The organism is Nocardia testacea NBRC 100365, from assembly GCF_000308775.1.
GTDB lineage: Bacteria > Actinomycetota > Actinomycetes > Mycobacteriales > Mycobacteriaceae > Nocardia > Nocardia testacea.
The window spans coordinates 1-11,666 of the sequence record NZ_BAGJ01000132.1; the positions used below are offsets into that span (position 1 = coordinate 1).

Sequence of the window (11,666 nt, forward strand, 5' to 3'; positions counted from 1 at the left end):
ACCGATCCGCCGTTGCGCGAATCGGTGGCCGCGACAGCGGCCGGTGAGATGTTCGAGGCGGTACTGCGCAAGGACCGGAAACGGGTGCGGGGCCTGGTGCGCTCCGAGCCGACCGTGGCACCCGCCGAACGGGTCGAACTGCTGCACGATATCCGCAAAAGCGCCAAGCGTTTACGGTATTCCTGCGAGGCCGCCACCGCGGTACTCGGCGATACCGCCGCGGATCTGGGTAAACGCGCCAAACATCTGCAGACCGTGCTGGGCGATCACCGGGACGCCGTCGAATCGTACGACGCGCTGCGCGCCCGCGCCGCCGAAGCCCATGCCGCGGGTGAGGACACCACCCTCTTCGAGACACTCGCCGATGCCGAGGACATCGCGGCCGGTCGGTGCCTGGCGCAGTATCCCGCGGCGGCCGCCGCCATCGACACGGCCTGAGACACCGGTCTGTCGAAAACCGCACTGGCCGAAGCTGTTCGGGGAGCCGGCGAGGACCGTCGAGCCCGGCCGGAAACGGACCGTGCCGGTACCGGGTTGCCCCGGTACCGGCCCGACGGTACGGAAATCCGTACGAACTACTGCAACGCCAGCATCGAGCCGCTCAGTTCGTGCAGCGGACCGAACACCGTGAAAACCACCCGGCCGTTGGGCTGGGCGGCGGAAACGGCCGCGGCCGCGTCCAGCGCCTGACCGAACGACGGAGCCGACGGATGCGGAATGCCCGCGACCATCTGCCCGATATTGTTCTGATCCACCCAGCGGGTATCCGCCGGGCTGAGGTCCACCCGCACTCCACCGGGCAGCGGTGTCACCGCGACGGCACCGGCCGAGCCGGCGCCCACGGTAGCGAGAACAGATGCGGCCCCGGCCATCAAAGCTCCGGTTGCCAAGGTACGTGCTACCCGCATATGAGTTGTGACCTGTCTTCCGATAGGTATGAATCGGCTCGTTCCGCGAACTCCAGGGCACCGGGCGAGCCTGCCGACCCCGCATACTTTATGACGGCAATCACCATTTATGCCAGTTCTGCACGAATCCCGCCGGAAAAGATCGTTCACACCGGGCAACTGATACTGTGGCGAACCGTAAGCGTCCGACTACATCCCAGCTGGAGTTTCCTCACGTATGTCCACTCTCATCTATGACTATCTGCTCCCCCTCGTCGGTCCGCAGCAGGCTGCGTCCCTCGCGCAGATGTTCGTGATCGGTCCCTCGGCCTGAGTGGCCGCTGGATGAACGTCGTCCCCCGCCCGGCGGGGGACGGTGTCCATCTCGCGGAGTTACCATCCGGCACGTGCACAGCTCTCTGCCCTTACTCACCGCCGTCCTCGTCGCGGTCGCGCCCGCCGTCGCCGCCTGCGGAAGCGACGGCGCCGACCCGGCGCCCGCGGCCTCTCCGACGACAGCCGCCGCGTCTCCCGATAACGCACAGATAGACCAGGTCAAGGCCGGTTCCTTCGTGATCGGTTTCCGCGGCGCCTTCCCCGGTCTGGCCGAAGGCCGCGACGATGCGGCGATCACCGGGATCTTCACCGAAACCTGCGCCGAGATCCGGGCCGGCGAGCCGGAGGACGAGGTCGTCCCCGCCCTGTCCGACCGGCTCGCGGCCGGCACCACCGAAGCGACCGACGCCGAAACACAGGCCGTGTATCAGATGGTCGCCGTCATGTGCTCGGGTCGATAGCCACACACCGATCCGCGGCCCGGTGAATATCGCCGGCGCGACACGCCGTGGAATTCACCGGAAAAGGACGAGTGGCACGAATCGAGCAGTCCGGGCGAAACAGTGGATTTTCCGATCAACGCCCGTGCGAACCGGCCCCGCCGAAGAATTCGGTCGCATATCGCGCGGCCCATTGCGCGAAGGTCGTCGCCGGGCGGCCCACAATTTCTTCGACCACCCGGTTCGGCGGCAGCGTGTGCTCGTCCAGTCCGATGAGGACATTGTCGACATACCATTGCGCGTTGTCGCCCATCGCCGGGCGCAGCGCCCGAACGGTCTCCTCGGGGGTGGCACGCACGAAATCGATCGGGCGGCCCAGTGCGGCGGCGATCTGCCGGACCAGTTCGGCCCGACTCAATTTCTCCGGACCGGTCAGCTCGTAGGCCCGCCCCCGATGACCGTCCTCGGTCAGCGCCGCGGCGGCGACCGCCGCGATATCGTCCATGGCGATCGGCGTGCTACCGGCCTCGGGGTCGGGTTCGCGCACCGTGCCGGTCGCCTCGATCTGCTGCGCCCACATCCCCGTGTTCTCCATGAAATCGCCCGGCCACAGATGAGTCCAGGCGATCCCGCTGCCCTCGACCGCCGTCGCGATCGCGCCCCACCAGCTGTCCGGCTCCCCGGACAGGTCGACGATATGGCGCACCCCCGCGGCGCGGGCGACCTCGACCACCTCGTCCACCCCGTCGTGAATCGACGCCAGGTACATACGGTCCACTCCGTCGAACGCGGCCGGCAGCGTGGCAGGCCTGCGCAGGTATCCGCGAACCGCTTCGACACCGGCCGGAAGCGCGGCCTTGGCCGGGTCGACGGTGAGCGCGCGGATATCCCTCGCACCCCGTCGTACCAGCTGATCGACGACCTTGCGGCCGATGTTCCCGGTGGCACCGGTGACCAGAATCGCCATACTCATCTCCTCCCCGCGCCTGCGGAAGTCACTGTCCGCCGAGGCGGGCTCAACGGTGGAACGTCGAGAAATCGCCCTGCCACAGCACACTGCCGGCGGTCACCACCGCCGGATTCAGCTGTGCCTTGGTCACTTTGTACGCATGTTTCACCGTCTGGCGGCTACCGGGCGGGATCAATCCCTGCACACCGTCACCGAACCCTTCCGTCGGCGACTTGACGTGTGGAGCCGGGGTGCCCGCGGCGCCGTACACCACGGTCGGCGTCGTCCAGTTCTTGCCGTTCCACACATCGTCGGTGTTGTTCTCGATCTGCAGGGTGAACACGGTGACCGGCCCCTCCTGCGAGTTCACCTCCTCCACCGACACGATGAACGCCGCCAGACCGGACTGGCCGACCGCGGTCTCGGTCGGGTCGTACAGCCCGCGCGTCTTCGTCGCGGGGGGCACACTCGCCGCCGAGGTCTCCTCACTGGCGACGATCGTCAAGGGCTGGGCCTCGGTGGTGGGTGCGTCATCGGCGGCGCAGGCCGACAGTGCGCACACGGCGGCCCCGACCGCAAAAGCGGCGAATTGGCTGGCTCTCATCCTGTTTCCCTGGTGACGGCACGGGGCACTCGGCGCCCCCGCTGTGAAACCAAGATGCTACGCCCGGTTCCCCCGCCGTCCGGTTTCCCGGCCACCACCACCGGGGAACGACCCCGGCACCCGGGTCCGGCACGCGCTGGGGTACTCGCCTCAGGACCGAGGGATGCGGCGCGGACGAGCCGGCCATAAGCCGGATCCTGTCCCCGGTTCGCACCGGGGGGCGGCCATCCATCTGGGCACACCGTCGCCGGGTACCTCGAGCGGTCCACCCGCAGGCTCGGGCGAGCAGCCCTCGAACACCTGCGCAACCGCACCGCGAGGTGCGATCTTCGACCTTGCTCCGGGCGGGGTTTACCGAGCCGCCCCGGTCACCCGGGGCGCTGGTGCGCTCTTACCGCACCGTTTCACCCTTACCGCACGACCCGCACGGGCCGTGGGCGGTCTGTTTTCTGTGGCACTGTCCCGCGGGTCACCCCGGGTTGCCGTTAGCAACCGCCCTGCTCTGTGGAGTCCGGACTTTCCTCGGCGCCGAGCGTGACACCACTGGGGTGTCCGTTCCCGGCGCCGCGACCGCCCGGCCGACTCATCCGCCGCACCAGGATACTCGGTGGCGATCGGCTTCCCGGCCCCGGTCCGGCGCACTCCTGCCAAGGCTGGATGACTCCTCCGGACCGATAACCGGTTACGGTCGATGATCATGGAGCGTGTCGAGGTCGGCTTCCCGTCGGGAGGTCAGAAATGTGCCGGCTGGTTGTACCTACCGGCCGGCCCACCCAAACCGCGCCCCATCGTCGTGATGGGGCACGGGTTGGGGGCCAACCGGGAAATGGGACTGGATCGGTTCGCGCGGCGGTTCGCCGCGGCGGGAATGGGGGTGCTGGTCTTCGACTACCGGCATTTCGGGGACAGCGACGGCGACCCCCGGCAGCTGGTGAATCTCGCCCGGCAGCGCGAGGATTGGATCGCCGCCGTGGCCTATGCCCGGACCCTGCGCGGTTTCGATGCCACGCGCATCGCATTGTGGGGCACCTCGCTGGGTGGCGGACATGCCCTGGCGGTGGCCCCGGACGACGCCTATATCGCGGCGGTGGTGGCACAGGTCCCGTTCGTCAGCGGATTCTCCTCCGCGCTGGCGAAAGGCCTGTGGAGTTTCGTGAAGGTGGGCTTCCTGGCGTCCGCGGACCTGGTGTTCGGCACGCTCTCGCGCAAACCGGTGCAGATCCGGCTGGCCGGGCGTAAACGTGCCACCGCGATGATGACCGGTCCGGATGTGCCCGCCGGGTTCGGGCGGCTGGCCGAGGAGAGCCCGAACTACCGGCCCAAGATCGCGGCCCGCGCGGCCTTCTCGATCCTGTTCGCCCGTCCCGCCCGGCAGGTGAAGGAATTGAAGATGCCGGTGCTGTACGCCCTGTGCGACAACGATTCGATCACCCCGGTGAAACCCGCGCTGCGAGCCGCCGCGAAAACCAAGCACGCGGTGGTGAAACGATATCCGGCAGGTCATTTCGACCTGTACTTCGACGATCTCTTCGAACAGACCGTCCACGACCAGACCGAGTTCCTGACCTCGGTGCTGCGTCCCTGATCGCCGGTACCGGATCGAACTGCGCCCATCCGGTACCGCGCGCATGTTCCCGGGCCGGCGCCACGACCGCCGGCCCGGGGACACCCGCTACTTCACCAGTGACAGATTGAACGGGTACTTGTACTCACGGCCGTTGTTGGCCGCGATACCGGCCAGCACCGAGAGCACGATGCCCGCGATCCAGACGATCGGGAACAGCAGCAAGCCGATCAGCACGATCATCAGCACCGCGGAGACCACGTAGGCGATCGCCAGCACGATCTGGAAGTTCAACGCGTCCACCGCGTGCCGGCGCACGAACTCGTCGCGGTCCTTGTACATCACCCAGACGATGAGCGGCGCGACGAACCCGAGCACGATACCGCCGAAATGGGCCAGCGCGGCCCAGAGCTTGGCATCGGCCGGTGAGACCGGCGCCTGATTCGGCGCGCCATAGGGCTGCTGACCCGGGGGGTAGGCCGGTTGGGCGCCGGCCGCGGGCTGCGCGGGATAGGGTTTACCCGTCGTCGGATCGTACGGGGACTGAGGAGTGGTCATCACATTCCAAACTGCCTGGTGAATGGGGCATTTCGAGAATAGACGCTGCCATACCCATTTGGAGTGCATAAAACCCACACCCAGGGTGGGTGTATTCGATGAGACATGGTGCCCGGGTCGGCGTAGGGGCGAGGTCTCGCCGAATCAGCGCGACGCCGGGCGAGCAGCGGCTCCGGCCGCGAAATCGCGCACGACAGCGCCCGACGCGGTGGCGACGACATCGTCGACCCACTCGGGAATCGGGGCCGCGCGGGCGATGAAGTCGCGAACCAGGCCGTACGGGATCGCTTTGACCGCAGCGCCCGCGACGGCCATCGCGCGTTCATCGGAACGGCCCAGGTGCGCGGCGACGGCATCGCGTAGCGCGGCGTTCATCTCGTCGTTGACGGTGCCGATCGCGGTCCGCAGCTCGAAAGGTCCGATATCGAGCAGCTCGTCGCGGTGGAACATCTTCATCGCCCGCGCCTCGGTGGGGTGATCGCGGCAATATCGAGGCAGGTATGCCGCGGCGGCCAGCAGCGGGTCGGGGCCGGACAGCGCCTCGATGAAACCGGCATGGAAGCGGCGGATCGAGCGCAGCCACAGCCGGGCGAGCAACTCGTCGCGGGAGGCGAAGCGCACATATATCGACCCCGTGGGGATACCGGCGACGCTGCTGATCGCGGCTATCGCCGGTCGGGTGACCGCCGGGTCGGCGAGCAGGTCGCGGGCCGCGTCGAGAATGCGATCGTCGGTGAAGATCCGGGGTCTTGCCACGGGCACAGCCTAGGACATAGTTTATGAATATGGATTCTAAAACACGATTCCCCCGCACCGGCAGCCTGCTCATCGCCATCGGGGCGGCCCATACCGTGCTGGGAATCGCCATCTGGGTCACCCGAGACCAGGACACGGCACTGTCGTTCTGGTTCACCGCGTTCGGTGTCGCCGCGATCGCCCTGGGTGTCGCCGTTGCCGAAGTGGAGCGATCCCACGGTTACGTCACCGCGCCCATCCTCGCGGCGGCCGCGGCGCTGACCGCCTTCGGTCTCGCCTTCGAGCCCGTATCGGGCTTCCTCACCGTCCTGCTACCCCTCGCTGTCGGCGCCCACGGCTGGATCAGGCGGCGGAACCCCGCCCCCGCAGCGGTGTAGGCGAGAACGACGGGCAGGCGAGGACGCCACCGCCCCTGTCCGACACGCCCAGCAGCCGCTCGCCGATCTTGTCCGGCCGTCCCCTCGATCCGCGACCCCGCACGTTGTTAGATGGCGTAAGAACTATCGCCCACACGAGAGGACTTCGAACTGATGGCCGAGAGGATCGCAGTAGTATCCGGCGCCGCCCGCGGAATCGGGGCGGCCATCGCCAAACGGCTGGCCTCCGACGGTCTGCAGGTCGGTGTCCTGGACCTCGACGAAGCCGCCTGCGCGGAGACCGTATCGGCGATCGAGAACGCCGGTGGTAAGGCGATCGCGCTCGGCGCCGATGTCAGCAAGGAGGACTCGGTGAACGCCGCGGTGGAGCGGCTGGCCGGCGAACTCGGCGCGCCGACCGTCGTGGTCAACAATGCCGGCGTCCTGCGTGACAACCTGCTGTTCAAGATGAGCGTCGACGACTGGGACACCGTCCTCGGCGTCCATCTGCGTGGCGCCTTCCTGCTGACCCGGGCCGCGCAGAAGTACATGGTCGAACAGAAGTGGGGCCGTATCGTCAATATGTCCAGCACCTCGGCACTGGGCAATCGCGGCCAGGTGAACTACTCCGCCGCGAAGGCCGGTATGCAGGGCTTCACCAAAACCCTCGCCTTCGAACTGGGCAAGTACGGCGTCACCGCCAACGCGATCGCCCCGGGTTTCATCGTCACCGATATGACCGCCGCCACCGCCGCCCGGGTCGGCGTGGATTTCGAGGACTTCCAGAAGGGCGCCGCCGCGCAGATCCCGGTGAACCGGGTCGGCTATCCGGAGGATATCGCCCATACGGCGTCGTTCCTGGTGAGCGAGGGCGCCGGATTCGTTTCGGGGCAGGTCATCTATGTAGCGGGCGGCCCGAAGGACTGACCGCGTGCCGGGATGGCCGGGCCGGGCCCGGCCATCCCGCACGGCCCGGCCGTCGGGTACGGCCCCAGGTCAGCCCGCACGGTGTCGCAACCGCTGCAGGAGGGCGGCGAGCAGGGCGGCCCGTTCCGGCATGGCACGCACGTCGACATATTCGTCGCGGGCATGCGGGTGAGCGCCCACCGCACCCAGCCCGTCCAGCGTGGGCACACCGAGGGCCGCCGTGAAGTTACCGTCCGACGCGCCACCGGACCGCACGGCACGTAGCGGGGCCATCCCCAGTTCCCGGGCCGCCGCCTCGGCCTCGCCATAGAGCCCCCGCGCGCTGGACTCCTCGAACGGAAGCCGGGCGATACCGCCGGTGACCGACACCCTCGCTCCCGGCAGACGCGGCGTGAGCGCGAACATCGCCCGGTCCACCCGCTCCAGATCCGCCACCGACCACGACCGCGCGTCCACCGAGCACTCCGCGGTTTCCGGCACGGTGTTCACCGTGGTACCCCCGGTGAGGACCGCCGGCACCACCGAGGTGTCCCCGGAGGCCAGGCCGGCGATCGCGAGGATCTGATGTGCCAGCTCGACGCCCGCGTTCACCCCCAGCTCCGGCTCCAGTCCGGCATGGGCCGCCCGGCCGGTGACCGCGACGCGATAGGCGGCCAGACCCTTGCGCCCGATCTTCACCGCGCCGCCGTCCGCGGCGGGTTCACACACCAGCACCGCCCCGGCCTTGCGCGCCTGGCCCTCGATCAGCTGCCGCGACGACGCCGAACCGGTCTCCTCGTCACTGGTCAGCAGCACGCTGACATGCGACGCGTCCGCCAGGAGTCCGATCGCGGCGAGCGCCTGTACGATCCCGCCCTTCATATCGAAGGTGCCGGGGCCGGTGGCGATGCCGTCGGTGATCGAAAAGGGCCGTTCGGCGGTGGTGCCCACCGGCCACACGGTGTCGAAATGCCCCAGCACCAGCACTCGCGGGTCAGGGGCTTCGGCCAGGACGTGGATATTCTCGCCTACACGTGTCGCTCGGGCGGAACGCCCGAGCGCCTCCGACAGCCACGGGCGGATCAACTCGGCGCAGCGCCGCAGGCCCGGTGGATCGTTCGACGGGGATTCGCAGTCCACCAGCAGACGGAACCGGTCCAGCATGGCGGGCAGTTCTGCCGCGGCGGCGTCCAGCAGGTCGTCGGCATTACGCATCCGCTGATCCTCCTACGATTCCCGCGGTCACCCTGCCGTGACACGGGGGCGGCCCGGACCGCGTTCGGCGTGCCGGTGGCCGACCGGCTACGGCTGGTCCGCCACCACCAGGTAGCGGTCCCGGACCTGCGCTTTCCGATAGGGGCCCTCACTCTCCCCGCCGCGGCGCCCGGCACACGCGCGGTATTTCCGTTGCCGCACAGCTGTATTCCCCGCACCATCGGGGGATGCGGATACGACGGATAGGGCCGGAGGACTGGCGCGTCGCACGCCTGGTCCGGTTGGACGCGCTGGCCGGATCGGCACCCGGCACCTTCTCCACCGGCCATACCGAGGCGCTCACCTGGGACGAAACGAAGTGGCGCGAGTGGACCGCGCGGCGGGATCCGTTCTTCGTGGCCGGGTCCGATGCGGGACCGGTGGGTTCGGCGGGGGTGATCGTCACTGCGAACGGTCCCGAACTGGTGTCGATGTGGACCGCGCCCCGAGCCCGCCGGACGGGAGTATCGGACGGGCTGGTCCGCGCCGTGATCGAGTGGGCGGCGCAGGCCGGTCACCGGAGCCTGCGGCTGTGGGTGCTGGCGGGCAACCGGCCGGCCGAGCAGTTGTATCTGCGCAACGGGTTCACGCCCACCGGGGCGAGCAAACCGTGTGCCGAGGACGATCCCCGGCCGGAGAGCGAGATGATCCTGGCCCTGCCGCCCGATTGAGAAGTTTACCGCTTTTCGCAGCAACCGTTCCGCATATCCGGCTATATACTGCATTTCGTGACGTATCTGCGGATCAAGGAGGCCGCCGGGCTGCTCGGAGTCAGCGATGACACCGTGCGGCGCTGGATAGATCAGGGGCGGCTCCCGTCGGTCCGGCTGGAGAACGGGCGCAAAGGTGTGCGGGGCCGGGACCTGGCCGAATTCGCGCGGCAGCACGCCGAGGCGCCCGAACCGGGGGTGACCGTGGCGGCCTCGGCCCGCAACCGGATGCGCGGCATCGTGACCCGGGTGGTCACCGACACCGTGATGGCGCAGGTGGAGATGCAGGCCGGGCCGTTCCGGCTGGTCTCCCTGCTGAGCCGGGAATCGGTGGACGAACTCGGTATCGAGGTAGGCAGTGTGACGGTCGCGTCGGTCAAGTCGACGCATGTGGTGGTCGAGATCCCGGAGAGCTGATGATGGCGAGGACTGTGGGGCGCGTAGTACGCCGGCTGGCCCCGGTGACCGTGCTGATGACCGTGCTGGCCGGTTGCGCCGGCCAGGACACCGCGGACGACTCCGGCGGTCCGGGCGACGGGATCGCCGGTCAGGTCACCGTTTTCGCCGCGGCCTCGCTCACCGAAACCTTCACCACTCTCGGCGAACAATTCGAAGAGGCCCACCCCGGGGTGGATGTGGTGTTCAGCTTCGGCGGGAGTTCGGCGCTGGCCGAGCAGATCACGCAGGGCGCACCGGCCGATGTGTTCGCCTCCGCCGCGCCGCGCAATATGGAGCAGGTGATCGCCTCCGGCGATATCACCGCCGGACCGATCACCTTTGTCGCCAACCGGCTCGAGATCGCGGTGCCCACCGGTAATCCGGGCAGTATCAGCGGGCTAGCCGATTTCGGCCGTCCCGAACCACGGATCGCGTTGTGCGCCGAACAGGTGCCGTGCGGTGCGGCCGCCGACGAGGTTTTCGCCGCGGCCGGTGTCACCCCGCGGCCCGATACCCGCGAACCCGATGTGAAAGCCGTCCTGACCAAGGTGACGCTGGGTGAGGTCGATGCCGCACTGGTGTACCGGACCGATATCCGGGCCGCGGGCGACGAGGTCACCGGTATCGAGTTCCCGGAATCGGAGAAGGCGATCAACGACTATCCGATCGCGCCGGCGGCGCAGGCACCCAACCCCGCCGCGGCCGCGGCGTTCGTCGATTTCGTCCTGTCACCGCAGGCACGCACGGTGTTCACCACGGCCGGTTTCGATACCCCGTGAGCATCGGCCCGGTGCGGCGCCGGGCGGCGGCACTGCGCCGGCGGCGCGCGGTCCGGGGCCGGCGGCCGATCGTGTTGCTCGCGCCCGCGCTGCTGGCCCTGATGTTCCTGATCGTTCCGCTGGCCGGACTGCTGGTCCGGGCACCGTGGCGGGATCTGCCCGAACGGCTGGTCTCCGCGGAAGTGGGGCAGGCGCTGCGTCTCTCGCTGATCAGCGCGAGCCTGGCCACCGTGCTGTGTCTACTGCTGGGTATCCCCCTGGCCTGGCTGCTGGCCCGCGGCGACCTACCCGGCCGCGGTCTGGTGCGGGCGCTGGTCACCGTCCCCCTGGTGCTGCCGCCGGTGGTCGGCGGGGTGGCCCTGCTGCTGGTACTCGGCCGCCGCGGGCTGGTCGGCCGGTATCTGTACGACTGGTTCGGGGTCGCGCTGCCCTTCACCACCGCGGCGGTGGTGGTGGCGGAAGCGTTCGTGGCGATGCCTTTCCTGGTGATCTCGGTGGAGGGTGCGCTGCGCGGCGCCGATCCGCGTTATGAGGAAGCCGCCGCCACATTGGGCGCTTCCCGCTGGCTGACCTTCCGCCGGGTGACACTGCCCTCGATCCTGCCCGGTGTGGTGGCCGGGACGGTCCTCTGCTGGGCGCGGGCGCTGGGCGAATTCGGCGCCACCATCACATTCGCCGGTAACTTCCCGGGCCGGACCACCACCATGCCGCTGGCGGTGTACCTGGCGCTGGAAACCGATCCGGCCGCGGCCATCGTGCTCAGCCTCGTGCTGTTGCTGGTCTCGGTGGTGGTGCTGGCCGCGCTCCGGGAACGCTGGCTGCGGGGAGCGTTGTGACCCTGACGGCCGAACTGCGGGTGACCCGCGGCAATTTCTCCCTCGACCTGGACCTGCGACTCGCCCCGGGCGAGGTCGTCGCCCTGCTCGGCCCCAACGGCGCCGGGAAGACCACCGCCCTGCGCGCCCTGGCCGGACTCACTCCGCTCACGGCCGGATCGATCCGGCTCGACGACCGGATATGGGATGCGCCGCCCGCTGACTTCGTGCCGCCCGAACGACGTTCGGTGGGTGTGGTGTTCCAGGACTATCTACTTTTCGCCCATCTCGACGCGCTGGAGAACGTGGCCTTC

16 protein-coding genes and 1 other RNA gene are annotated in these 11,666 nt (G+C 68.9%); 10 read left to right on the forward strand and 7 right to left on the reverse strand.

The features are described 5' to 3' along the window. A partial coding sequence (locus ON38_RS18465; protein ID WP_039826103.1) for a CHAD domain-containing protein occupies positions 1–438 on the forward strand: 438 nt, incomplete at its 5' end. A 137-nt stretch (positions 439–575) separates the two neighbouring features. Here the strand turns inward: ON38_RS18465 and ON38_RS18470 are convergent. Continuing rightward, positions 576–872 (reverse strand): hypothetical protein, encoded by a 297-nt coding sequence (locus ON38_RS18470; protein WP_245564098.1) that lies wholly within the window; start codon positions 870–872, stop codon positions 576–578. Between the two features lie 422 nt (positions 873–1,294). On the opposite strand from ON38_RS18470, the gene ON38_RS18475 reads away from it, so the two are divergent. Then, the gene (locus ON38_RS18475) at positions 1,295–1,684 is read left to right on the forward strand and encodes a hypothetical protein (RefSeq protein WP_051164944.1); all 390 of its coding nucleotides are present in this window, start codon (positions 1,295–1,297) and stop codon (positions 1,682–1,684) included. Between the two features lie 115 nt (positions 1,685–1,799). Here ON38_RS18475 and ON38_RS18480 read toward each other — a convergent pair whose 3' ends face one another. From ON38_RS18480 to rnpB, 3 genes are all read right to left on the reverse strand, one after another. Beyond that, the gene (locus ON38_RS18480; protein ID WP_039826114.1) at positions 1,800–2,630 is read right to left on the reverse strand and encodes an NAD(P)H-binding protein; all 831 of its coding nucleotides are present in this window, start codon (positions 2,628–2,630) and stop codon (positions 1,800–1,802) included. 49 nt (positions 2,631–2,679) lie between these two features. Beyond that, positions 2,680–3,216 (reverse strand): hypothetical protein, encoded by a 537-nt coding sequence (locus ON38_RS18485; RefSeq protein WP_157181808.1) that lies wholly within the window; start codon positions 3,214–3,216, stop codon positions 2,680–2,682. A gap of 171 nt (positions 3,217–3,387) precedes the next feature. Beyond that, positions 3,388–3,802, reverse strand: an RNA gene (gene rnpB, locus ON38_RS34235) — RNase P RNA component class A. 111 nt (positions 3,803–3,913) lie between these two features. On the opposite strand from rnpB, the gene ON38_RS18490 reads away from it, so the two are divergent. Continuing rightward, a complete protein-coding gene (locus tag ON38_RS18490) occupies positions 3,914–4,801 on the forward strand; it encodes an alpha/beta hydrolase (protein ID WP_039826115.1) in 888 nt (295 codons plus the stop codon). An 87-nt stretch (positions 4,802–4,888) separates the two neighbouring features. On the opposite strand, the gene ON38_RS18495 is transcribed toward ON38_RS18490, so the two are convergent. Both ON38_RS18495 and ON38_RS18500 read right to left on the reverse strand, forming a co-directional pair. Next, positions 4,889–5,338 (reverse strand): DUF4870 domain-containing protein, encoded by a 450-nt coding sequence (locus ON38_RS18495; RefSeq protein WP_039826109.1) that lies wholly within the window; start codon positions 5,336–5,338, stop codon positions 4,889–4,891. A 144-nt stretch (positions 5,339–5,482) separates the two neighbouring features. Next, complete coding sequence (locus ON38_RS18500; RefSeq protein WP_051164945.1) at positions 5,483–6,094, reverse strand: TetR/AcrR family transcriptional regulator; 612 nt, start codon at positions 6,092–6,094, stop codon at positions 5,483–5,485. Positions 6,095–6,123: 29 nt separating this feature from the next. Between ON38_RS18500 and ON38_RS18505 the strand changes: the two genes are divergently transcribed. Then, on the forward strand, positions 6,124–6,471 hold the full coding sequence (locus tag ON38_RS18505) for a DUF6463 family protein (RefSeq protein ID WP_245564099.1): 348 nt from the start codon (positions 6,124–6,126) through the stop codon (positions 6,469–6,471). 153 nt (positions 6,472–6,624) lie between these two features. Continuing rightward, complete coding sequence (fabG, locus tag ON38_RS18510) at positions 6,625–7,377, forward strand: 3-oxoacyl-ACP reductase FabG (RefSeq protein ID WP_030524016.1); 753 nt, start codon at positions 6,625–6,627, stop codon at positions 7,375–7,377. A 69-nt stretch (positions 7,378–7,446) separates the two neighbouring features. On the opposite strand, the gene ON38_RS18515 is transcribed toward fabG, so the two are convergent. Next, positions 7,447–8,571 (reverse strand): M20 family metallopeptidase, encoded by a 1,125-nt coding sequence (locus ON38_RS18515; protein ID WP_051164946.1) that lies wholly within the window; start codon positions 8,569–8,571, stop codon positions 7,447–7,449. A 227-nt stretch (positions 8,572–8,798) separates the two neighbouring features. Here ON38_RS18515 and ON38_RS18520 point away from each other — a divergent pair, with 227 nt between their 5' ends. The 5 genes from ON38_RS18520 to ON38_RS18540 all read left to right on the forward strand — a co-directional run. Beyond that, positions 8,799–9,281 carry a GNAT family N-acetyltransferase gene (locus ON38_RS18520; protein WP_051164947.1) on the forward strand — a complete coding sequence of 161 codons (483 nt, stop codon included), beginning with the start codon at positions 8,799–8,801 and terminating at the stop codon, positions 9,279–9,281. 57 nt (positions 9,282–9,338) lie between these two features. Further along, the gene (locus tag ON38_RS18525) at positions 9,339–9,737 is read left to right on the forward strand and encodes a TOBE domain-containing protein (protein WP_039826111.1); all 399 of its coding nucleotides are present in this window, start codon (positions 9,339–9,341) and stop codon (positions 9,735–9,737) included. Continuing rightward, on the forward strand, positions 9,737–10,537 hold the full coding sequence (modA, locus tag ON38_RS18530; RefSeq protein ID WP_051164948.1) for a molybdate ABC transporter substrate-binding protein: 801 nt from the start codon (positions 9,737–9,739) through the stop codon (positions 10,535–10,537). Before ON38_RS18525 ends, modA begins: the two co-directional genes overlap by 1 nt. A gap of 101 nt (positions 10,538–10,638) precedes the next feature. Then, positions 10,639–11,373, forward strand: a complete 735-nt coding sequence (modB, locus tag ON38_RS18535; RefSeq protein ID WP_085995446.1) for a molybdate ABC transporter permease subunit — start codon at positions 10,639–10,641, stop codon at positions 11,371–11,373. Beyond that, positions 11,370–11,666 (forward strand): ATP-binding cassette domain-containing protein (locus ON38_RS18540; RefSeq protein WP_039826113.1); only part of this gene is annotated, 297 nt, incomplete at its 3' end. The genes modB and ON38_RS18540, both read left to right, overlap by 4 nt.

Coding starts and splice junctions, on each gene's coding strand:
- ON38_RS18485 (WP_157181808.1), bottom strand. CDS start 3,216: ATGAGAGCCAGCCAATTCGCCGCTTTTGCGGTCGGGGCCGCCGTGTGC.
- ON38_RS18515 (WP_051164946.1), bottom strand. CDS start 8,571: ATGCGTAATGCCGACGACCTGCTGGACGCCGCCGCGGCAGAACTGCCC.
- modB (WP_085995446.1), top strand. CDS start 10,639: ATGTTCCTGATCGTTCCGCTGGCCGGACTGCTGGTCCGGGCACCGTGG.
- ON38_RS18470 (WP_245564098.1), bottom strand. CDS start 872: ATGGCCGGGGCCGCATCTGTTCTCGCTACCGTGGGCGCCGGCTCGGCC.
- ON38_RS18480 (WP_039826114.1), bottom strand. CDS start 2,630: ATGGCGATTCTGGTCACCGGTGCCACCGGGAACATCGGCCGCAAGGTC.
- modA (WP_051164948.1), top strand. CDS start 9,737: ATGATGGCGAGGACTGTGGGGCGCGTAGTACGCCGGCTGGCCCCGGTG.
- ON38_RS18520 (WP_051164947.1), top strand. CDS start 8,799: ATGCGGATACGACGGATAGGGCCGGAGGACTGGCGCGTCGCACGCCTG.
- ON38_RS18505 (WP_245564099.1), top strand. CDS start 6,124: ATGGATTCTAAAACACGATTCCCCCGCACCGGCAGCCTGCTCATCGCC.
- ON38_RS18495 (WP_039826109.1), bottom strand. CDS start 5,338: ATGACCACTCCTCAGTCCCCGTACGATCCGACGACGGGTAAACCCTAT.
- fabG (WP_030524016.1), top strand. CDS start 6,625: ATGGCCGAGAGGATCGCAGTAGTATCCGGCGCCGCCCGCGGAATCGGG.
- ON38_RS18490 (WP_039826115.1), top strand. CDS start 3,914: ATGGAGCGTGTCGAGGTCGGCTTCCCGTCGGGAGGTCAGAAATGTGCC.